The organism is Kribbella pratensis (assembly GCF_004366075.1).
GTDB lineage: Bacteria > Actinomycetota > Actinomycetes > Propionibacteriales > Kribbellaceae > Kribbella > Kribbella pratensis.
Genome location: NZ_SODU01000001.1, coordinates 1,030,458 through 1,051,100, shown reverse-complemented (window position 1 = coordinate 1,051,100; position 20,643 = coordinate 1,030,458). Strand labels below are relative to the sequence as shown.

The following is a 20,643-nucleotide window of genomic DNA, read 5'->3' as shown; positions in this document are numbered from 1 at the left end:
CTCAGGTGCGTCCTTCGGATTCCTGGGCTTCGAAGAGGGTCGGCTGGGTCTCGGCGTCGAGTCCCCAGTCGGCCCTCATCACCGTGTAGCCGGCTTTCTCGGCGGCCTTGATGACCGAGATGTCGTCGTCGACCAGGACGGCGACCGGGCGGCGCTCGGCAAGGCGTTTCAGGCGGCCGAGTTTCATCAGCATCGACGGGCGGCGGTCGGTGTTGCCGCGCATGTAGACCTTGCCGTCCGGGAAGCCGTTGTCCTTCAGCCACTTCTCGGTGTCCCGCCGGGTCCGCTCCGGCCGGCCGGTCAGGTAGACGATCTCGTGGTCCGCCGCCAGCGTCGTCGCGACCGCGAGGCCCTCCTCGAGGACGGCATCGTCCTTGGCGTGATCGAAGAACGAGTCCCAGTCCTTCGGTTTCCGCTCGATGAACTGCAGCCGCTTGCTGGTGTCGGACAGGGTCGCGTCGATGTCCAGTACGGCGTACGGTCGCTCGTCACTCATGCGCCTCAGCATCCCAGGTCGCCCGGTCGACGGCGTACAGCACCTCCCCGAACTCGGTCCCGGGCAGGGGATCGTCGAAGTGCTCGTGGTACACCTTCTCGAACCGCAGCCCGGACCGCCGCATCACGTCCCGCGACCGGTGGTTGACCGCCATCGTGTCCGCCTCCACCCGCTCCATCCCGAGCTCGGTGAACGCGTGCGCGATCAAGGCGCGGGTGCCTTCGGTCGCATATCCTTTGCCCCAGGCGGTCCGCTTCAGCCGGTACCCGACGTTCACGGTCCGCGGATCCGCGGTCGGCTGAAGCCCGAACCACCCGACGAAACCCTCCGCATCCTCGGCCTTGAACGTCCCCAGCTCCGGACGCTCGGCGTACACCTTGAGGATCGCCGGCAGTACGACGCTCTCGACCTCGTCCCGCGGTGTCGCCTGCGCGGTCAGGAACCGCATCACCTCAGGATCGGAGTCCAAGTCCACCAGCAACTCGACGTCGCCGCGGGTGAACCGCCCCAACCGCAAACGCTGCGTCTCCAGATACACATCCGGACCCTCTCATCGTCCTTGAGCCTCCACCAGTCATTTCGAGGGCGGCGAAACGGTTGGTGCAGGCTCAAGGTGCGTCCGGAGTGTGGGCGGTGTGGGGGTTGGGGTGTGTTGGGTTGGGCGGTTGTCGGTGGGGCGGGTTAGCGTTCATTCCGCTATGGACGAGTCGATCACGTTTCTGCACAGCTCGGACTGGCAGCTGGGCATGATGCGCCGGTTCCTGGGGCCGGACGGGCAGGCCCGGTGGGGTCAGGCGCGGCTGGATGCTGTCGCGCGGATCGGCGAGGTCGCGGAGCGGACCGGGGCGGCGTTCGTGGTCGTCACCGGGGACGTGTTCGAGCACAACCAGGTCGAGCGGCAGACCATCCTGCGGGCGTGCGAGGCGCTCAAGCGGATCCCGGTCCCGGTCGTGCTGCTCCCGGGCAACCACGACGCGCTGGAGCCGGGGTCGCTGTGGACCTCGAGCCAGTGGCTGGCGCACGCGCCGGACCACGTGACGGTGCTGACCGAAACGACGCCTTTCCAGATCGTGCCGGGGGTCGAGCTCGTCGGCGCACCGTGGCGGTCGCGGCGCCCGCTCTCGGACCCGGCCGCGCCCGGGTACGCCGACCTGACAGCAGACCCGAAGACGACGCGGATCCTGCTCGCCCACGGCCAGTTGACGAGTCTGTCCGGCGGCATGTCCGACGTACCGACGATCGACCAGGCGGCGCTGGAGGCCGCGGTCGCGGACGGCCGGCTGCAGTACGTCGGCCTCGGCGATCGGCACTCGACGACGCGGGTCACCGACCGGATCTGGTTCTCCGGGACGCAGGAGGTCACGTCGCCCGAAGAGGACGCGCCGGGCAATGTCTTGAAGGTGGTCATCGGCGCCGGCGAGATCGACGTCGAGCCGATCCGCGTCGGGGCGTGGCACATGGTGGATCATCGCGTCGAGCTGTTCGACGAGGAGTCGATCACGGCGCTCGAGGACTGGTTCGCCGAGCTGCCGGACAAGGAGCGGACGTACGTGCGGCTGGCCGGTGACGGATCGCTGTCGTTGCCGTTGCTGGCCCGGCTGGACACGATCATCGACGCGCAGGGCGAGGTCTTCGCGAGCGTCGAGCGCTGGGCGAAGTTCTGGACCGTGCGGCCGGCGCCGGACGCGGCGGACCTGGAGTCGCTGCAGCTGAGCGGACCGGCGCGGGCCGCGATGGAGGAGTTGCGGCAGGCCCTGGCGGGCGGCGACGAGAGCGCGGGTGCGGCGTTGTCGTTGATGCACCGATTGGCGCGGGACGCGGGATGAGACTGCGGTGAGATTACACAGCTTGGCGCTACGGGACTTCCGTGGCGTCAAGGACCGCATTGTCCGGTTCCGCGCGCTCGGCACCACCGTGGTGGTCGGCGACAACGAGGTCGGGAAGTCCAGCCTGGTCGAGGCGTTCGGGCTGATCTTCGACCTGCCCGACGATTCGAAGTCGACGCGGATCCGCGACATCCAGCCGGTCGGCCAGGACGTCGGGCCGGAAGTGACCGTCGAGCTCAGCCTCGCGGGCCGCGAGCTGACCTATTCGAAGCGCTGGCTGAAGAACCGGTCCACCGAGCTGACGATCGCGGAGCCCGACGGCCGGCGGCAGTCGTGGACCGGGCGCGAGGCGCACAACGAGGCCGAGCGCCTGTTCCACGAGAACGTGGACCCGGTGCTGTGGCAGACCTTGATGGTCAGCCAGGGCCAGTCGTTGGTGCTGCCAACGCCGGCCGACGCCGAGCCGCTGATCACCGCGGTGACCGCGGAGTCGGGCACCCCGGTCGACGGTGCGTCGATGCCGCTGGTGACGGCCGTCGAGCACGAGTTCCTGCGGTACTGGACGCCGCGCGGCAAGCCGACCGGTGACTTCGCGCGCTCGGCGAAGGCCGTGGCCGCCGCCGAGCTGGGGTTCAAGCAGGCGTTGCAGGCGATGGAGGAGGTCCAGTCCGACATCCGTCGCGCCGAGCGGCTGAATCTCGATCTCGCGGACGTGACCGCCCGACTGACCGAGCACCTGGCCGGTGTGGAGGCACTGCGCGAACGCAAGCAGGCGACCGACGAGATCCTGCTCCGCCGCGACTCGGTGAGGTCCCGCGCGGAGACCGCACGAGCCCGGTTGGAGAACCACACTCGCACCCGGCTGGAGCGGGAACGCCTGCTCGACGAGGTCGAGCGGTTCACGAAGGCTCACACCGAGCTCGCCGCGCGGCGGGCCGACGCGGAACTCGTCGCCAAGACCGCGGCCGAGACCGTCCAGGCGGCAGAGGCCGCGCTGGCGGAGGTCGTGGAGCTCAAGGACCTACGGCGTACCGACGTACAGACCGCGGAACGTCGCGTCTCCGACCTGATGGATCGCGCCGAGCTGGACCGGCTGGTCGGCCAGCAGACGGAGCTGATCGACGTCCGGGCGCGGATCGCGGCGGCCTGGACGATCCTGGACCGGATCAAGGTCGACGACGCGTTGGTGGCGGCGTTGGAGGATGCCCGCGCGGCGGTGGTCGAGGCTCGCGCGGCGCTCGCGGCCGGCGTTCCCGAGGTGTCGGTACGGCGACTTGGGTCGGAGCCCGTGGAACTGTCCGGGACCGGGCTCGAAGGCAACGTGCCGGCGGAGCTCGGCTTCGACGAGTCGACCGAGGTTCTCGTCTCCGGTGAGCTCCTGGTCGGCGTGCCGGGACAGGTCGAGGTGACCGTCCGCGCCGGCGGTGACGCGGCGGCGCTGCGCTCGCGCGTCGACGACGCCGTACGGCGGGAGAAGGACCTGCTGAAGAAGGCCGGTGTCAAGGACGTCGCCGCGGCGCGGGAGCTGTTGCGGAAGGCGGACACCGCGACTGCCGAGCTCAACGAGGCGCGGCGGACCGAGAAGTCGCTGACGGCCGGAGGTGATCCGGGGGAGCGGATCGCCGTACTGACCGCCCGGCTCGGCACCGACGAGGAGGCCGAGGACGCCGGCGGTAAAGAGGCCGCGGTCGAGGGCGTTCCAGGGCAGATGTCGCTGTTCGAGGAGTTCGCGTCGCCGCACGACACGCTGTTCGACGACTTCGACGTACCGGAGCCGGAGCCGGACGACCTCTCCAGCGCTCAGCGGGTGCTCGAAGAGGCCCGGAGCGGGCTGGCCGACGCCGAGCGGTTGCTGACGGATGCGGAGTTCGCGGCCGCGCAGGCGCGCAAGGCGGCGGACGAGGACCGGTCCGAGGCACAGAACGCGCGAGCCCGGTCCGAGCTGGCAGGAGAGCGGCTGGCTGCGGCCGTCGAGGCGCTCGAGGCCGCGCGGGCGGTGCTCGACGACGAGGCAGTGGCGGCGGCCGAGACCGAGGCGACGGCTGAGGTCGAGGCGGTGCTCGAGGAGCTGACCGCTGTACAGGAGCAGGCGGACGAGGCTGGGGCGGATCAGGTCGCGGGGGAGCTGACGCATGCGTTGGCTGTGGCGACGCGGTTGCAGGGCGAGCGGGACAACTTGCGTGACGCGTTGCGTACGACGGAAGGCCGCCTGGAGCAGTCCGGGCGGGACGGGCTGGCGACGCGACGGGACGTGGCCGAGCTGGAGCTGGCCGCCGTACGCACGGAGCACGACAGCCTCCTGCGGCGGGCCGAGGCGGCACGACGTGTGCACGAGACGCTGAGCCGGCATCGGGCCGAGGCGCAGACGAAGTACTCCGAGCCGTTGCAAAGCCGGATCGAGGCGCTCGGCCGCAGTGTGTACGGACCGTCGTTCCGGGTCTGGCTGGACGACGACCTCGCGGTCGCGGAGCGCGAACTGGACGGTGTCCGGTTGCCGGTCGAGGCATTGTCGACGGGTGCTCAGGAGCAAATGGCGATCATCACGCGACTGGCGATCAGCCACCTCGTCAGCACCGGCGAGGGCAGCGTGCCGGTGATCTTCGACGACGCTCTCGGCTGGTCCGACAAGGCTCGCCTCCGCGACATGGGCGCCCTCCTCGGCCGCGCCGGCGACCACGGCCAGGTCATCATCCTGACCTGCATGCCCGACCGCTACGAGTACGTCCCGAAGGCGACGTTCATCAAGCTGGACGGATGATCCGCTCCGGCGCGGAGTAGACGACGCAGCGGTCGCCGCGGGTGAAGCCGGCGAGGGTGATGCTGGATCGGCGGGCGAGGTCCACGGCGAGGCTCGAGGGTGCGCCGACCGCGACGATCATGCCGAGGCCGGCGGCGACCGCTTTCTGGACGATCTCGTAGCCGGCGCGGCCGCTGACGGCGAGTATCAGGCCCTTGCGGCTGTGCTGGTTGAGGACGGTCCAGCCGACGACCTTGTCGACCGCGTTGTGCCGGCCGATGTCCTCCTTCACCACGACCTTGCGGCCGTCAGCGGTGAACAGGCCCGCGGCGTGCAGACCGCCGGTGCGGCTGAACATCGGCTGAGCTTCGCGGAGGAGGTCGGGAAGGCGGCGTACGACGTCGACCGGTGCCTCGACCGGGTCCACCGGGTCGTACTCGCGCTCGGCGAGTTCGTCGAGGCTCTGCTGCCCGCAGACACCGCAGGCGGCCGACGTCACGCCGTACCGCTGGGGCGGTTCGCGGTCCGGGGGACCGTCGAACGTGACGGTGACGGTGTTGAACTGCTGCTCAGGGGTCAGCGTGACATCGGTGCAGTAGGCAACGGTCCGGATCGCGTCCGGCCGGACCGCGAACCCCTCGCCGAGGCAGAACCCGGCGGCCAGTTCGAAGTCGGAGCCGGGGGTGCGCATCGTGACGACCAGCGGCTCGGGCGGCCGGCCCGGCCATTCGAGCCGAAGCTCCAGCGGTTCCTCGGTGCTGACGACGTCCTCGCGCCGCGACGTCCGGTCGCCGTCGAGCACCTCGACCTTGAACCTGCTGGTGGGAGCCTTCGTCATACCTCCACGGTAGGCCAGTTGCGTCGTACGGCGAGCCAGTCGAGGAATGTCCACGCGTACAGCCGCTGGTGCTCGCGCAGTGTCGGCGTACAGCCGGGCGGGGGCGGGGCCTCGGTGTTCTTCATCATGTACGCCGCGATCACGGCCACGAACGAGTCAAGGTGGTCCTTCGGTACGTCGGCTGTGAGCGGGCTGCGGGTGATGGCGGTGAACGTGTCGATGCCTTGGTGCTGGGCGACCGGCAGCAGGCCGACCCAGTCCACCCAGCGCGGGCCGAGGGCCAGCCAGTTCCAGTCGATGGTCCAGCAGGTGCCGACGTTGTCGATCAGGATGTTGTCCGGGCGGAGATCGGAGTGCGTGGCGGAGTCGCCGGTGAGAGCTTCGGGCGCGAGCTTGGCCAGCTCCGCGAGCTCCGGCAGCACGCGCGGCAGCCAGTCCTGCAGGCCGCCCGGCATCTCCCGCTCACCCGCCAGGATCTGCGCGGGCACCTCGACGTCATCGCCGACCAGATCCGCGAACCTGCTGAGCCCACCCAACGGACTCGGCTCCAACACCCCGGCCAATTCCTCACAAGCAGCAGTCACAAGCTCGAAGTCCTCGGCGGTCCACGGCGCCCCCGGCATCCTGCCGTCGACCCACTCGGACACCACCGCAAACCACCGCCCACCACCCGAGCCCCCACCCGGCGCACCTCCGCTCTTCCCGTAGGGCGTGATGTTCAGGTGGGGTGTGTGGGCGGTGGTGATGATTGCTGGAGCGTGGACTGCATTCGGGAGTTGGGGGACGACCTCGGCTTCGCGCTGGTACGCCTCGTAGGCGTGCAGGCCTTCCTCGGCTGCCTTGATGAAGACGCGGCGGCCGTTGGCGAGCCGTGCTTGGGCAGCGAAGCCTCCGGTGAAGCCTGAGCTGACCGGCGACGAGACGGAGGCGATCTGAGTGCCCAGGGCAACAGCGAGGGCCTCGTGGAGGGCCGGCGGGAGCGATTCCCAGGCGGGTCGCGACGAGGTGGCGAAGTAGTCGACGTCCGGGGCGCGGCTCATGTCCACGAACGATAGAACCCCACAGCGGCGCAGCGCTCGTGGTTTAGCGTTCGGGCTGTGAGTGGATCCGTGGTGCTGCAGGTGCTCGATCTGGTCGGGATCTTCGTGTTCGGGATCACCGGTGCGCTGGTCGGCGTACGGAAGAAGCTGGACGTGTTCGGGATCCAGGTGCTGGCGCTGGTCACCGGGCTCGGCGGTGGATTCATCCGGGACGTGCTGATCGGCGAGACCCCGCCGGCCGCGCTCCGCGACTGGCGCTACCTGGTGGTCCCGATCGCGGCCGGTCTGCTGACGTTCTTCCTGCATCCGGGCATCGGCCGCGTCGAGCGGCTGGTGAACATCTTCGACGCGGCCGGCCTCGCCTTGTTCTGCGTGACCGGTGCACTGAAGGCGATCGACTCCGGGCTGTCGCCGATCTCGGCCGCGCTCCTCGGCACGCTCTCGGGGATCGGCGGGGGAGTACTGCGGGACGTACTCAGCGGCCGCGTCCCGGTCGTTCTCCGCTCCGAGATCTACGCCACCCCGGCACTGCTCGGGGCCGGCATCGTGGTCGTCGCATCCGCGCTCGAGTACCACGCCCTGTGGGTCCCGATCTCCGCCGCGGTGGTGTGCTTCGCGATCCGGCTGCTCGCGATCCGCCGCGGCTGGAACGCGCCGCTACCCCGCAATCCGTGACGGTGGCACCCAGCCGTTGACCACGGCAACCAATTCGAGATAGCGGTGCCAGTGCGGTCCGGCCTCGGTACGCCGGAGTTCGATCAGGCGACTGCGGTACGCCGGGTCCGCCCGGAGCGGATCGTCTCCGGCCAGGGCGAGGTAGCCGGCCATAAGACGACGTACCGAATCCCGGAAGTCGGGCGTGGATACCAGCGCCGTCAGCTCCAGCCAGGCCTGGACCTGCTGCGGTTCGGCGTCCTCGGGCAGGACCGGCGTCAGATTCTGGCGGACGGCGGGGGCGGCGCCGGCGAGCGTCGTATCGAGGAAGTCGGCGATCAGCGCGCGGCTGTCCTGCGCGGCCTGCTCGGACTGTTCGGTCATGAGGTACACGTCCTCCGGGTCGGGATGGTTGGCGAGGACCGTGAGCAGGGCGTGCTGCCGGCGTAGCGTGCGGATCTGGATCGCCAGCGCATCGGCGTGGGTCGCCGCGACCTCCGCGAGGGAACGATCGTCCCGCAGTACGGCGTGGATCGTCGGCAGATCCAGGTCCAGGGCACGCAACGTCCGGATCAGCCGCAGCCGTACGACGGCATTCTCGTCGTACCGTCGATGGCCGGCAGCGGTACGCCGTACCGTCAGCAGCCCGAGGTCGGAGTAGTGCCGCACGGCCTTCACCGACACCCCGGCGAGCCGCGCCGCCGCACCGATCGAGTGGTCCATACCCGCCACCCTCACACCTCCCGTAACAGGAGATGCAAGCCTAGTTGTGGGCGAACCGTTCCTTGGGGCGGGCGAAGGTGATGGAGGCCGCGGCGACGAGCGCGCAGGCGATACCGACGCCGAACGGGACCCAGTACGCGTCCGACGGGCCCCAGACGTCGACCGCATGGCCGGCGGCCGCGTTGCCCGGTGCCACGCCGAGCAGGATGCCCGTGACGGTCCAGGTGATCGCTTCGGTCAGCCGCTGCGGCGGCACCCACTCCTCGACACAGGCGGTGACCGCGACCATCGTCGGGGCGATCGTCATACCGCAGCAGAACAGCACGGCGCCGAGCAGCGGGATGCTGTTGACCCAGGGGAGTGGTGCGAGCGTGATCGCGAGCGCGATCGTGCCGAGCAGCAGCCGTCGCTCGACCGGAGCCCGCCAGTGCACCGAGCCGTACCAGAGCCCGGCCAGCAGGCTCCCGAACGCCCAGATCGCCAGTACGACGCCAGCCAGCCCTGCCTGTCCCTTCTCGGTGGTGAACGCCACGGTGATCACCTCGGCGCCACCGAGCGTCGCACCGAGGCCGAGACCGATCAGGCTGAGCAGCAAGATCGAAAGCCAGGGGAGTGGTGCCTGCTCGGTGCCGTCCGACTTGCCACGACCTGGCGGGTCGGAGGCGCGCAGCAGCGCCAGCCAGATGCCACCGGCCAGTCCAAGTACGCCGGCCGCGGACAGAGCGGCGTACGGACTCGCCTGCGTCGCCAGCGTCGTGACGAGCACCGGACCGACGATGAAGACCACCTCGTCGCCGACCGCCTCCAGAGCGAAGGCCGTCTGCAGGGCTCGACCACGGCCCAGTAGGTGCGTCCAGCGCGCCCGGACGAACGAACCGACCTGGGGACGGGTGCCACCGGCAATGAACGACAGCACGTACAGGACCCACGTAGGCGCGTCGGCACGCACAGCGACGAGCAGTACGGCCAGACCGACCGTGCAGGCTACTGAGCCGATCAGGATCAGCCCGCGCTGCCCGAACCGGTCGACCAGCCGGCCCTGGATCGGACCGGTCAGCGCACCGGCGATCACGGCCACGCCGGAGACCGCGCCGGCGAGACCGTACGAACCGCTCTCCTGGGCGATCAGGATCACGATGCCGAGCCCGATCATCGAGATCGGCATCCGCCCGAGAATCCCGGCAGCGAAGAACGATGCCGCTCCGCGGCGGCGCATGAGATGGAAGTAAGGCTTGAGCATGAGAGACCGGGAGCAGCTTAGGTCATGTCCGTCTGAGAAGCTTGGAATATGTCGCCTGCTGCACCCCCGTACGACGCTGTCCTGCTGCTCTCCTTCGGTGGTCCCGAGAAACCCGACGACGTGCTGCCCTTCCTGCAGAACGTGACCCGCGGCCGCGGGATCCCGGACGAGCGGTTGAAGGAGGTCGGCGAGCACTACTACTCGTTCGGCGGCAAGAGCCCGATCAACGACCAGAACCGGGCGCTGCTCAAGGCGCTGCGGGCGTCGTTCGACGAGATCGGGCTGGACCTGCCGATCTACTGGGGCAACCGCAACTGGGCGCCGTACCTGACCGACACGATGCGTGAGATGGCCGCGGACGGCATCCGCCGCGCGGTGGTGATCGTCACGTCCGCCTACCCGTCGTACTCCGGCTGCCGGCAGTACCGGGAGAACCTCGAGGACGCCGCCCGCGAGGTTCCGGACGCGCCGCGGATCGACAAGCTGCGGCACTACGCGAACCACCCCGGCTTCGTCGGATCGTTCGTGGAGTCGACCGCCGACGCGCTGAGCAAGCTCCCGGACGGCGCCGCGATCGCCTACGTCACGCACTCGATTCCGGCCGCGATGAACGCGACCAGCGGCCCGGACGGCAACGGGTACGTCGACTGGCACCTGGACGTCGCCGCGGAGATCACGGCCGAGCTCGAGCGGCGCACCGGGCAGACCCGGCGTACCGACCTCGTCTACTGCTCGCGGTCCGGGCCGCCGCAGGTGCCGTGGCTCGAGCCGGACGTCAACGACCACCTGGAGGTGCTGGCCGCCGACGGGGTGCCCGGTGTGGCCGTCGTACCGATCGGCTTCGTGAGCGACCACATGGAGGTCATCTACGACCTCGACACCGAGGCCGCGAAGACGGCCGCGAAGCTCGGACTGCCGATGGCGCGCGCCGCGACGCCGGGCACGGACGAGAAGTTCGTCACCATGCTCCGCGACCTGGTGGTCGAGCGGGCCGCGGCCGAGCGCGGGGAGCAGCCCGCCCGGCCCTGCGTCGGCAAACTCGGGCCGGGCTGGGACGACTGCCGTCACGACTGCTGCCCACCGCTGCGCCGACCTATCGCGAAGGAAGCTGTATGAGTGCCTCTGAGAGCCCGCAGGATCTCCTCAAGCTGGCCGTGGAGGTGGCGGAGGAGGCAGCGCAGCTGATCGTCGAACGCCGCCGCGGCACGATCACCGTCGCCGAGACCAAGAGCACCATCACCGATGTGGTCACGGCGGTCGACCGTGAGTCCGAGGAGCTGATCAGGGCCCGGGTGCTGCGCGCCCGGCCGGACGACTCGTTCCTCGGCGAGGAGGGCGACGACGTGGTCGGCACCAGCGGGGTGCGCTGGGTCGTCGACCCGATCGACGGCACGGTCAACTACCTCTACGACCTCCCGACGTACGCCGTCTCGATCGCGGTGGAGTACGGCGGGGAGACGGTCGCCGGTGTGGTGGTGGACGCGCCCAAGGGCGAGGTGTTCACCGCGACCCTCGGCGGCGGGGCGTTCGCGGACGGCAAGCCGATCCAGGTGTCGGGCGCGACCGAGCTGAGCCAGGCGCTGGTCGGGACCGGGTTCGGGTACGACCCGGCGCGCCGCCAGGTCCAGGCCGAGGTGATCCAGCACCTGATCACGAACGTCCGCGACATCCGCCGGATCGGGGTCGGCGCGATCGACCTGTGCTACGTGGCCTGCGGCCGGCTGGACGTGGTGTACGAGCGCGGGCTGAACCCGTGGGACTACGGCGCGGGCGCCCTGATCGCGGCCGAGGCCGGAGCCCGGGTCGGCGGGCTGAACGGCGCCCCGGTGTCGCCGGAGATGTCGATCGCGGCCACTCCGGCTCTGTTCGAGCCGTTCCACGCGTTGCTGGCCGCGGCGAACCCGTTGCGCGTGTAAGTGCCGGTGAGTGCTCGTTTCTGCGCAGTACTGCGCACTAACGAGCATTCTGCTGTTCGGTCCTGACATTTGTGGCGACACGCGGGCCACAGCATGGACCCAGTCGTGCATTGCGGGCCTTTATAGGGCACAATCCCGTCCTCGGGAACGGTGTTTGCCGATCCCGGCCTGGCTGTCAAGGGTTTCGGGGGACGAAAGTTCGGCGCGGTGCTCCGGCGCGGAATTTCTCGGCCGCTCCACCCGTTCAAGGGCTCAGCAGGCAACACCACGGGTACGAAGAGGGCAGGGAAACACCATGGCGACTGATTACGACGCCCCGCGCAAGACGGACGAGGACGCTTCCGAAGAGTCGATCGAGGAACTGAAGACTCGCCGTCACGACAAGAACTCCGGCAAGGTCGACGAGGACGAGGCCGAGGCCGCGGAGAGCTTCGAGCTGCCCGGCGCGGACCTCAGCCACGAAGAGCTGGCGGTCCGGGTCCTCCCGCGTCAGGCCGACGAGTTCACCTGTTCGAGCTGCTTCCTGGTTCACCACCGCAGCCAGCTCGCCGAGACGAAGAACGGGCAGCTGATCTGCCGCGACTGCGCAGCCTGACACCAGCGCCCTACTTCGTAAGCAAACGCACAGCGGGACCGTCCCACTCCGGTGGAACGGTCCCGCTGTCGTGCCTGCTGGTCTTCTTGGCTCAGTCTTTCTTGACCAGCCCGGTGTCGGTGCCCTTCACCAGTCGCGCGGTGGCGTCCGCCTCGTAGCCGGGCGGCGCGTAGCCGGTGGACTTGAGCCAGTACGCGGCCGCGCGGCGCTCTGCGAAGAGCTTGCCGGCGGCTGCGGCGGCAGCGCTCGCAGCGGCCCAGGTCATGACCTCGGCGTACCCGCCGTGGCCGTCCTTCGGCGGCTTCCCGCCCGATCCCAGCTTCCAGGCCGTGCTGACCGCCTTGCTCGCGGCCAGGCCCACCACGATCGTGAAGGCGGCCTGTACCAGCTTCCAGCCGATCTTCGCTCCGACCACAACGCCCTCCTAGTACGACTGCCGACAGTCAGGATCTTCCCACGCTGTGCCCGCTCAGGGCGGCAGCCAATCGGTCCGGGTGGCGCGTCGCGATCAGCCAGTACGGCGCGGGGTCGGCCGGATCGGTGATCTGTACCCGCACGGCCCCGCTGATGTAGCTCCGCAGTACCAGGAACGCCTTCGGGTCGCAGTCGCGTCCGAACGCGCGCCGGGCGTCATCGCCGGTCAGCGCCTCGACCGTGCCCAGATACGTCCGGTCGATCTCCGCCCGCCCGGCGTGCAGCCGGGTGTCGTCGACCTCCACGCGAGCGCCGCCGTACCGGAGGAACAGCGCCAGGAGCAGGACCGCGGCGAGCCCACCGACCACGGCGCCGGCCATCGTCCCGACCGGTACGGCGACGATGGCGAACAGCGTGACCACAGCGGCGGCGGCGATGATCCACCACGACACCGGCACCCGCAGACTCTCGCGATACGTACTCTGTTCCAGGCCCACAGGACCAGCCTGGCATGTGGTCCGTCCGGTCCGCTCGATAGGGTCGCCTCTCGTGACCGAGGTACTCATCCAGCGACTCGACCCCGACCTCCCGCTCCCGTCGTACGCGCACCCCGGCGACGCCGGCGCGGACCTGGTGGCGGCCGCCGACCTGACCCTGAAACCGGGCGAGCGCGGCCTGGTCGGGACCGGGATCGCGATCGCCCTGCAGAACGGGTACGCCGCGTTCGTGCACCCGCGCTCCGGGCTGGCCGCGAAGCACGGCGTCTCGATCGTGAACGCCCCCGGAACCGTCGACGCCGGGTACCGCGGCGAGATCAAGGTCTGCCTGATCAACCTCGACCCGCACGCCGAGGTGACCGTGCGGCGCGGCGACCGGATCGCGCAGCTGGTCATCCAGCAGGTCGAGAAGGCCCGGTTCGTCGAAGTGACCTCGCTGCCGGGTTCGGCACGCGGTGACTCCGGGCACGGGTCGACCGGCGGTTTCGCCGATGTGACACGCTGACCAGGTGCACCCGTTGACCTGCCGGATGCGCGAGACTACGGCGCTGTATCAGCGCCGGCACCAAGACCAAGGAAGTAGGCAACAGCTGTGATCTTCCGCCGTAAGGGCAAGAACGACGAGCCCGAGACGGGCGAGACCCTCGACGAGACCGGTACGGCGGACGTCCGCGCCGAAGGCCCGTTCGACTCGACCGAGGTCGACGCCGCCGACCTGGAGGCGGAGGACCGGATCGACCTGGGTGCGCTGGTCGTCACCGGCATGCCCGGCATGGAGCTGGGCCTGCAGGTCGACGAGCAGAGCGGCGTGGTGCAGGCGGTGCTGCTGATGCTGGACGACTCCGCCCTGGAGCTGCGCGCGTTCGCGGCCCCGAAGACCAGCGGCATCTGGGACGAGGTCCGCCAGGAGATCGCCGGCGAGGCAGCCCGGATGGGTGGTACGGCGACAGAGACCGAGGGACCGTTCGGTACCGAGCTGGTGCTGGTCGTCCCCGTCGAGGACCCGGAAGGACAGGTCTTCAGCCAGACCTCCCGCGTGATCGGGGTGGACGGCCCGCGTTGGCTGCTCCGTGGCACGGTCCTCGGCCGCGCCGCCGTCGAGCCGGACGCCGCCGAGCCGATGGAAGCGACGCTGCGCAACACCATCGTGGTCCGCGGTAACGAGCCGATGGCTGTCCGCGAGTCGCTGCCGCTGCAGATGCCGCCGGGCGCCCAGCCGAATGAGCCCGAAGAGGCCTAGCGGACTACACTCGACGCCATGGGCAGCAACAAACCCGAGGGGCTGTGGAAGCGTGCCTTCCGCGGCCTGGCCGGGGACCGCGACCAAGAGGATGCGGAGGTCCTGAAGGACTTCGCGCAGGACTGTGGCGCGCGGTCCATCACCGGCTGCCACGACCGAGAGCTCGTCACGCTGTACGGCACGCTGCGCACCATCACGTTCAGCCCACGCGGCGGCGTACCGGCACTGGAGGGTGAGTTGTACGACGGCACCGGCACGGTGAAGCTGATCTGGCTCGGCCGCCGCAAGATCGGCGGCATCCACGCCGGTTCGGAACTGATCGCCTCCGGGCGGATCGGCGTCGTCGACGGCGACCGGGTGATGTTCAACCCGCGCTACGAGCTGCGGCCCCAGGCAGCCCATGGCTGACCCGACGTCCCGCCGGGACCAGATCGACGACGACCTGCAGGAGAAGCTCGTCGAGATCCTGACGCCCGAGGTGGAGGCTGCTGCCACGCAGCCGCCGCCTCCGAAGTCGACCGACAAGGACTTCTTCCACGCGCTCGGCGGGTGGGGTGCACTGCTCGACATCGGGCTGCCCTGGATCGCCTTCCTGGTCGCGTACGCCGTCACCGACCACAAACTGCAGCTGTCCCTGATCATCGCGGTCGGTATCGCCGCGGTGCTCGCCGTGGTGCGTCTCGTCCGCCGGCAGGCGCTGCGGAACGTGTTCGGCGGCTTCATCGGCGTACTGATCTCGGCCTGGGTCGCGAACCGCACCGGCAACGCCAAGGACTTCTACGTCCCCGGGCTGCTCACCAACCTCGGCTACGGCCTGCTGTACCTGATCACAGTCCTGATCCGCTGGCCCTTGTTCGGCTTCCTGTACGGCGTAATTACACAGACCGGCACCGCCTGGCGCCGCGATCCGGTGCTGCTGAGAGGCTTCTCCCGCGCGACGCTGGTGTTCGTGGGCCTGTTCGCGATCCGGTTGATCGTCCAGGTCCCGCTCTACTTCACCGGCAGCCTGAACGCCCTTGGCATCGCCAAGATCGGCCTCGGCCTCCCGTTCTACGCGCTGGCGATCTGGCTCGCGTACGCCGTACTCCGCGGCTCGATGCCCCCCGAAAAATGGGACGAAGCCCGAGACAGCATCACCCACCTACTCCGCGCCAACAAAAAGTAACCAGCCCAACGCAATCCGGACACAGCCCGGCGTGGGAGGTGGACTCCCGGTCTACCAGCCGACGCGGCAACGAAGTGGGCTCAGGATGTGCTATCCCTCCGGCGGCACGGGCACCCGCACCACGGTGGCGGTGCCGTCCGGGTCCGTCACCGTGCAGCTGACCGCGTTCGAGGCGAGGCCAGTCTTCTTGCCAAATGTCTTGGCGACGATTTCTACGCCCCCGGTAGGCGTAAAGCTGATTGACAGCAGGACCATGTGCTGGTCGTCGATCCACCGGCTCGCCGAGTCGCCGGGCGTGCCGACGACGGTGATCGCGCCCTCGGCGCAGGCCACGGTGAACGTCTCCAGACCGTGTCCGGGCGGGGCGTCGGCGACGGCCGGCAACGCGGGCAACGCGACCGCGGCGACCGTTGACGCGCCAAGTGCGAGATGTCGCTTCATGTGTGTTCCCCTCCTGTGAGGTGGCTTAGAAATCCACTATCCCGCAGGCAACGTGTCCAGTCTCGTGCCGGGGAGGCTTGAGTCGGCAGGCGGTCACGGCCAACCGTTCGTCGCAAAGGAGGAGTGCTTGATGAGTGACGCGTTCTACTCGCACGCGAGGCTTTATGACCTGATGTTTCCGGGTGGTGGGCCTGCGGTTGACTTCTACCGGGCCTACGCCGATCGGCGGGGCGGGCGCGTGCTGGAGCTCGGGTGCGGCACCGGGCACAAGCTGATCCCCATCGCGTCCGACGGGCACCCGTGCGTCGGCGTGGACTTCTCGTCGGAGATGCTGGCTGAGGCTCAGCGTAAGGCGAACGAGCGTGGTGTAGCCGTGGAATGGATGCAGGGCGACATGCGGGCCTTCGACCTGGGCCGCACGTTCGACTTCGTGTTCATCACGGCCAATTCGCTATTGCATCTGCACGAGGCCGAGGACCTGGTGAGCTGCTTCCGGTCCGTTCGAAGACATCTGGCGCCTGGAGCGCGGTTCGTCTTCGATGTGTTCAACCCGAGCGTGCGCCTACTTGCCGAAGCCGATGGCGTACGGCGTGCCCGGGAGTCGTTGTCGTTCATGGATCCTGACCGTGGCGAGGTCGGTGTCGATGTCGCTGAGATCTACGATGCGCCCGCGCAAGTTACCCGCGGGACGTGGTACCTCTCGACCGACTCCGAGCCCGACTTCGTCGTCGCGCCGCTCGAAATCAGGAGCATCTTCCCGCAGGAGCTGCCGCTGCTCGTGTCGCTGGGCGGCCTTCGGCTCGTCGAGCGCTTCGGCGACTGGTCCGGTGGACCATTCACCACGGATTCGCCGCTTCAACTCTGCATCTGCGAGTCCGCGTGATTGACGGAACTGCGGAGATCAAGCGCGGTTCTGGACGAACTTGAGTTGGTGGGCTTCAGGATCGCGTACCCAGGCGTAGTGCAGGCGGCCGTCCGGGGAGTCGGTCGGTGGGACGACGGCGGTGGCGCCTGCGGCCAGAGCCTGGTCGTACAGGGCGTCCACGTCGTCGCACCAGAACACGAGCTCTGTCGCGGGACGATCAGCCGGCTCGACGCCGAGGTCGACCAGTTCGTTGGCGACGCGCGCCGAGGTCAGGCCGATACGAATCCCGGCTGCCTCGACCTCCACGTGCGCGACGGGACCAGAGGACGGTGCCCGAAACATCTCCGTCAGGCCGAGGCGCGTGTAGAACGCGAGGCAACTGTCCACGTCGTCGCAGAACAAGTTGACCTGGAACTGCTGGATCTGCGCCATCCGGCCACCCTAGGACGTGCTACCCGCTACTCCGACTTGCGGTGGTGGGGGGAGAGCATGTCCTCGAGTTGCTCTTCGGTTTCGTCGGCGGCGACGAAGAGGAGCTCGTCGTTGAGTTCGAGCGTGCCTTCCGGGTCCGGGCGCAGGACGCGGCCTTCGCGGAGGATGACGACCAGGGCCGTGTCCAGCGGCCAGTCGACGTCGCCGACGCGCTGACCGATCATCGGGGAGTCCTCGGGCAGTGTCAGCTCGACCAGGTTCGCGTCGCCCTGGCGGAAGGTGAACAGCCGGACCAGGTCGCCGACCGACACCGCCTCCTCGACGAGCGCGGACATGATCCGCGGCGTGGACACCGACACGTCCACGCCCCAGGCCTCGTTGAACATCCACTCGTTGCGCGGGTGGTTGACCCGGGCAACGGTCCGGGGTACGCCGAACTCGGTCTTGGCGAGCAGTGAGACGACCAGGTTGACCTTGTCGTCACCGGTACTGGCGATCGCGACCTGGCAACGCTGCAGCGCGGCCTCCTCGAGCGAGGACAGCTCGCAGGCATCGGCCAGCAGCCACTCGGCGCGCGGCACCGATTCGGCCTTGATCGCCCGGGGGTCCTTGTCGATCAGCAGGACCTCGTGGCCGTTCTCGAGCAGTTCGCCGGCGATCGAACGACCTACGTTGCCGGCTCCCGCGATGGCTACCCGCATCACAGCTCCTCAGGCCTCTTCAGGTTTGGTGCCGAGCTGGGCCTCGATGGCGGCGGCGTCCCGCTCCAGCATCACGACGTGGACCAGGTCACCCTCTTGGACGACTGTGTCGGCCCGGGGCAGGATGCCCTCACCGAGCCGGGTCAGGAACGCGACCCGGGCGCCGGTCGCCTTCTCGATGTCGAACGCGGGCCGGCCGATCCAGTCCGCGTGCACGTGTACCTCGGCCAGCCGGACGGTGGCCGACGGGTCGCGCCACTCCGGCTCGGAGCCCTCGGGCAGCAGCCGGCGCATCATCTGGTCGACGGTCCAGCGGACGGTGCCGACCGTGGGGATGCCGAGCCGCTGGTACACCTCGGCACGGCCCGGGTCGTAGATCCGGGCCACCACGTTGCTGATCCCGAACGTCTCGCGGGCCACCCGGGCGGCCAGGATGTTCGAGTTGTCGCCGTTCGACACCGCCGCGAACGCCTCGGCGTCCTCGATCCCGGCCTCGATCAGCACCTCACGGTCGAAGCCCATCCCGACGATGGTCCGGCCGGTGTACGCGGGGCTCAGCCGGCGGAACGCGTCGGCCGACTGGTCGATGATCGCGACCGTGTGGCCGCGTTTCTCCAGACCGCGGGCGAGCATCGACCCGACGCGGCCGCAGCCCATGATGACGACGTGCACTCGCTGATCACTCCCTGCCCCGTGGCGGGCGGCTGGCTCGGTTCGGCAGGGATAGACGCTACACCGACCTGAGGGTGCCTCTAACATCACCGGTGTGACTCCCGCTCTAGGCGATATCAGCAAACGGCTGCTGCTCGGACGCAAACTGCGCAGCACTCAGCTGGGTGAGACCCTGCTGCCGAAGCGCATCGCCCTTCCGGTGTTCGCGAGCGACGCGCTGTCGTCGGTCGCTTACGCCCCCGACGAGATCTTCCTGACCCTGTCGATCGCCGGACTCGCGGCGCTGACGATCTCGTGGAAGATCTCGCTCGCGGTCGCGGTGGTGCTGGTCGTCGTCGTGCTGTCGTACCGGCAGAACGTGCACGCCTACCCGTCCGGCGGCGGCGACTACGAGGTCGCCAACGTGAACCTCGGCCCGACCGCGGGCCTGACGGTGGCGAGCGCCCTGATGGTCGACTACGTCCTCACCGTCGCGGTGTCGATCTCGTCGGCCGCGCAGTACGCCGCCTCGGCGATCCCGGCACTGGAGGGGCACCAGGCGACCGCGGCCGTGATCGCGGTGCTCTTCCTGACCACGATGAACCTGCGGGGCGTGCGCGAGTCGGGGGCGGCGTTCGCGATCCCGACGTACATCTTCATGTTCACCATCCTCGGGATGGCGGCCTGGGGCTTCGGCCGGTTGCTGTTCGGGCACCTTCCGGATGCGTCGAGCTCCGGCCTCGACATCGCGGCCGAGGACCAGTTCGCGCACGGAGCGAGCGGGATCGCGATGGCGTTCCTGATCCTGCGGGCGTTCTCGTCCGGGTGCGCCGCCCTGACCGGCGTGGAGGCGATCAGCAACGGCGTACCGGCGTTCAAGAAGCCGAAGAGCCGGAACGCGGCGACCACGCTCGCGCTGCTCGGGAGCATCTCGATCGCGATGGTGGTCAGCGTCGTGACGCTGGCGAACGTGATGAAGGTCCGGTTCGCCGAGGACCCCGGGACCCAGCTGCTCCGCGACGGCGTGCCGGTCGGCGAGGGGTACCACCAGGACCCGGTGATCGGCCAGCTCGCCAAGGGCATCTTCGACCACTTCTCGCCCGGCTTCTACCTGGTCGCGGCCGCGACCGGCGTGATCCTGGTACTGGCCGCGAACACCGCGTTCAACGGGTTCCCGGTGCTCGGCTCGATCCTGGCCCGCGACGGGTACCTGCCGCGGCAGCTGCACACCCGCGGCGACCGGCTGGCGTTCAGCAACGGCATCGTCATCCTGGCCGGTTTCGCGATCGTGCTGATCGTCTCGTTCAACGCCGAGGTGACCCGGCTGATCCAGCTCTACATCGTCGGCGTGTTCGTCTCGTTCACGATCAGCCAGATCGGCATGGTCCGGCACTGGACCCGGCTGCTGCGCGACGAGCAGGACCCGGGAAAACGGGCCCGGGCGATCCGGTCCCGGGTGATCAACGCGATCGGCCTGACGCTGACCGGCGTCGTGCTGGTGATCGTGCTGATCACCAAGTTCCTGCTCGGCGCGTACATCGCGATCATCGCGATGGCCTGCCTGTTCCTGCTGATGAAGGGCATCCACCGGCACTACGACACGGTCCGCCGGCAGATGGCGGCCGAGGGCGACGAGCCCTTGATGCTGCCGTCACGGGTGCACGCGATCGTGCTGGTGTCGAAGCTGCACAAGCCGACGCTGCGGGCGCTGGCATTCGCCAAGGCGGCCCGTCCGTACCAGCTCGAGGCTGTCACCGTCGACGTCGACCGGGACGAGGCGGACCAGCTGCAGGCCGAGTGGGAGACCCGCGGCATCCCGATCCCGCTGAAGCGGCTCGCCTCGCCGTACCGGGAAATCACCCGGCCGATCCTGCAGTACGTGCGCGACATCCGGCGGCAGTCGCCGCGGGACGTGGTGATGGTCTACATCCCGGAGTACGTCGTCGGACACTGGTGGGAGCACCTCCTGCACAACCAGAGTGCGCTGCGGCTCAAGGGGCGGCTCTTGTTCACACCTGGTGTGATGGTTACGTCCGTTCCTTACCAGCTGCTCTCGTCGCAGGGGGCCGAGGAACGGCAGGACCGGGTGGAACGGGTAGCCGGCCAGGTACGGCGCGGTGCCCGCAAAGCGTCAGGAGATCGGTGACAGAACAAATGCCGCGACTCCGTCGC

24 protein-coding genes are annotated in these 20,643 nt (G+C 69.2%); 12 read left to right on the top strand and 12 right to left on the bottom strand.

Features of this window, described 5'->3' with window-relative positions; translation table 11 throughout:
• Position 1: 1 nt before the first annotated feature.
• A complete protein-coding gene (locus EV137_RS05080) occupies positions 2-496 on the bottom strand; it encodes a phosphatase domain-containing protein (protein WP_202870814.1) in 495 nt (164 codons plus the stop codon).
• Positions 489-1,034, bottom strand: coding sequence for a GNAT family N-acetyltransferase (locus EV137_RS05075; RefSeq protein WP_134126842.1), 546 nt, complete (start codon positions 1,032-1,034; stop codon positions 489-491). The genes EV137_RS05080 and EV137_RS05075 overlap by 8 nt, the downstream gene beginning before the upstream one ends.
• Before the next feature lie 160 nt (positions 1,035-1,194).
• On the opposite strand from EV137_RS05075, the gene EV137_RS05070 reads away from it, so the two are divergent.
• Together EV137_RS05070 and EV137_RS05065 are read left to right on the top strand one after the other, a co-directional pair.
• Positions 1,195-2,322, top strand: coding sequence for a metallophosphoesterase family protein (locus EV137_RS05070; protein ID WP_134009321.1), 1,128 nt, complete (start codon positions 1,195-1,197; stop codon positions 2,320-2,322).
• A 7-nt stretch (positions 2,323-2,329) separates the two neighbouring features.
• The gene (locus tag EV137_RS05065) at positions 2,330-5,080 is read left to right on the top strand and encodes an AAA family ATPase (protein WP_134009323.1); all 2,751 of its coding nucleotides are present in this window, start codon (positions 2,330-2,332) and stop codon (positions 5,078-5,080) included.
• On the opposite strand, the gene fdhD is transcribed toward EV137_RS05065, so the two are convergent.
• A complete protein-coding gene (fdhD, locus tag EV137_RS05060) occupies positions 5,064-5,897 on the bottom strand; it encodes a formate dehydrogenase accessory sulfurtransferase FdhD (protein ID WP_134009325.1) in 834 nt (277 codons plus the stop codon). The two genes, EV137_RS05065 and fdhD, sit on opposite strands and share 17 nt — an antisense overlap.
• Positions 5,894-6,937, bottom strand: a complete 1,044-nt coding sequence (locus tag EV137_RS05055; protein WP_134126840.1) for a phosphotransferase family protein — start codon at positions 6,935-6,937, stop codon at positions 5,894-5,896. The genes fdhD and EV137_RS05055 overlap by 4 nt, the downstream gene beginning before the upstream one ends.
• 57 nt (positions 6,938-6,994) lie before the next feature.
• On the opposite strand from EV137_RS05055, the gene EV137_RS05050 reads away from it, so the two are divergent.
• Positions 6,995-7,612 carry a trimeric intracellular cation channel family protein gene (locus tag EV137_RS05050; RefSeq protein WP_238157535.1) on the top strand — a complete coding sequence of 206 codons (618 nt, stop codon included), beginning with the start codon at positions 6,995-6,997 and terminating at the stop codon, positions 7,610-7,612.
• Here EV137_RS05050 and EV137_RS05045 read toward each other — a convergent pair.
• A complete protein-coding gene (locus EV137_RS05045) occupies positions 7,595-8,314 on the bottom strand; it encodes a MerR family transcriptional regulator (RefSeq protein WP_134126838.1) in 720 nt (239 codons plus the stop codon). The two genes, EV137_RS05050 and EV137_RS05045, sit on opposite strands and share 18 nt — an antisense overlap.
• A 40-nt stretch (positions 8,315-8,354) precedes the next feature.
• Positions 8,355-9,554 (bottom strand): MFS transporter, encoded by a 1,200-nt coding sequence (locus EV137_RS05040; protein ID WP_134009331.1) that lies wholly within the window; start codon positions 9,552-9,554, stop codon positions 8,355-8,357.
• 48 nt (positions 9,555-9,602) lie between these two features.
• Between EV137_RS05040 and EV137_RS05035 the strand changes: the two genes are divergently transcribed.
• From EV137_RS05035 to EV137_RS05025, 3 genes are all read left to right on the top strand, one after another.
• Complete coding sequence (locus tag EV137_RS05035) at positions 9,603-10,670, top strand: ferrochelatase (protein WP_134009333.1); 1,068 nt, start codon at positions 9,603-9,605, stop codon at positions 10,668-10,670.
• Positions 10,667-11,470 (top strand): inositol monophosphatase family protein, encoded by an 804-nt coding sequence (locus EV137_RS05030; protein ID WP_134126836.1) that lies wholly within the window; start codon positions 10,667-10,669, stop codon positions 11,468-11,470. Before EV137_RS05035 ends, EV137_RS05030 begins: the two co-directional genes overlap by 4 nt.
• Positions 11,471-11,765: 295 nt before the next feature.
• Positions 11,766-12,065 (top strand): DUF4193 domain-containing protein, encoded by a 300-nt coding sequence (locus tag EV137_RS05025; RefSeq protein ID WP_130379292.1) that lies wholly within the window; start codon positions 11,766-11,768, stop codon positions 12,063-12,065.
• A gap of 91 nt (positions 12,066-12,156) precedes the next feature.
• Here the strand turns inward: EV137_RS05025 and EV137_RS05020 are convergent, their stop codons facing one another.
• Both EV137_RS05020 and EV137_RS05015 read right to left on the bottom strand, forming a co-directional pair.
• Positions 12,157-12,480: a DUF4235 domain-containing protein gene (locus tag EV137_RS05020; protein ID WP_134009337.1), complete on the bottom strand. Its 324-nt coding sequence runs from the start codon at positions 12,478-12,480 to the stop codon at positions 12,157-12,159.
• A 28-nt stretch (positions 12,481-12,508) separates the two neighbouring features.
• On the bottom strand, positions 12,509-12,976 hold the full coding sequence (locus EV137_RS05015) for a DUF3093 domain-containing protein (RefSeq protein WP_238175091.1): 468 nt from the start codon (positions 12,974-12,976) through the stop codon (positions 12,509-12,511).
• Between the two features lie 52 nt (positions 12,977-13,028).
• On the opposite strand from EV137_RS05015, the gene dut reads away from it, so the two are divergent.
• The 4 genes from dut (at position 13,029) to EV137_RS04995 (ending at position 15,381) form a co-directional block, all read left to right on the top strand.
• The gene (dut, locus tag EV137_RS05010) at positions 13,029-13,481 is read left to right on the top strand and encodes a dUTP diphosphatase (RefSeq protein ID WP_238175090.1); all 453 of its coding nucleotides are present in this window, start codon (positions 13,029-13,031) and stop codon (positions 13,479-13,481) included.
• 87 nt (positions 13,482-13,568) lie between these two features.
• The gene (locus tag EV137_RS05005; protein ID WP_134009341.1) at positions 13,569-14,216 is read left to right on the top strand and encodes a DUF3710 domain-containing protein; all 648 of its coding nucleotides are present in this window, start codon (positions 13,569-13,571) and stop codon (positions 14,214-14,216) included.
• 18 nt (positions 14,217-14,234) lie between these two features.
• On the top strand, positions 14,235-14,624 hold the full coding sequence (locus EV137_RS05000) for an OB-fold nucleic acid binding domain-containing protein (protein ID WP_133791484.1): 390 nt from the start codon (positions 14,235-14,237) through the stop codon (positions 14,622-14,624).
• Complete coding sequence (locus tag EV137_RS04995; protein WP_134126832.1) at positions 14,617-15,381, top strand: DUF3159 domain-containing protein; 765 nt, start codon at positions 14,617-14,619, stop codon at positions 15,379-15,381. Before EV137_RS05000 ends, EV137_RS04995 begins: the two co-directional genes overlap by 8 nt.
• A 90-nt stretch (positions 15,382-15,471) precedes the next feature.
• Here EV137_RS04995 and EV137_RS04990 read toward each other — a convergent pair whose 3' ends face one another.
• A complete protein-coding gene (locus EV137_RS04990) occupies positions 15,472-15,822 on the bottom strand; it encodes a hypothetical protein (RefSeq protein ID WP_134009345.1) in 351 nt (116 codons plus the stop codon).
• 130 nt (positions 15,823-15,952) lie between these two features.
• Between EV137_RS04990 and EV137_RS04985 the strand changes: the two genes are divergently transcribed.
• A complete protein-coding gene (locus EV137_RS04985; RefSeq protein WP_134126830.1) occupies positions 15,953-16,705 on the top strand; it encodes a class I SAM-dependent methyltransferase in 753 nt (250 codons plus the stop codon).
• An 18-nt stretch (positions 16,706-16,723) separates the two neighbouring features.
• On the opposite strand, the gene EV137_RS04980 is transcribed toward EV137_RS04985, so the two are convergent.
• Genes EV137_RS04980 through EV137_RS04970 form a run of 3 tightly spaced genes read right to left on the bottom strand, consistent with a single transcriptional unit; the run spans position 16,724 to position 18,492 of the window.
• Positions 16,724-17,119 (bottom strand): VOC family protein, encoded by a 396-nt coding sequence (locus tag EV137_RS04980; RefSeq protein ID WP_134009349.1) that lies wholly within the window; start codon positions 17,117-17,119, stop codon positions 16,724-16,726.
• 26 nt (positions 17,120-17,145) lie between these two features.
• A complete protein-coding gene (locus EV137_RS04975; protein WP_131341098.1) occupies positions 17,146-17,820 on the bottom strand; it encodes a potassium channel family protein in 675 nt (224 codons plus the stop codon).
• Between the two features lie 9 nt (positions 17,821-17,829).
• Positions 17,830-18,492 carry a potassium channel family protein gene (locus EV137_RS04970; RefSeq protein ID WP_134009351.1) on the bottom strand — a complete coding sequence of 221 codons (663 nt, stop codon included), beginning with the start codon at positions 18,490-18,492 and terminating at the stop codon, positions 17,830-17,832.
• 94 nt (positions 18,493-18,586) lie between these two features.
• On the opposite strand from EV137_RS04970, the gene EV137_RS04965 reads away from it, so the two are divergent.
• Complete coding sequence (locus EV137_RS04965; protein WP_134126828.1) at positions 18,587-20,617, top strand: APC family permease; 2,031 nt, start codon at positions 18,587-18,589, stop codon at positions 20,615-20,617.
• Positions 20,618-20,643 lie beyond the last annotated feature (26 nt).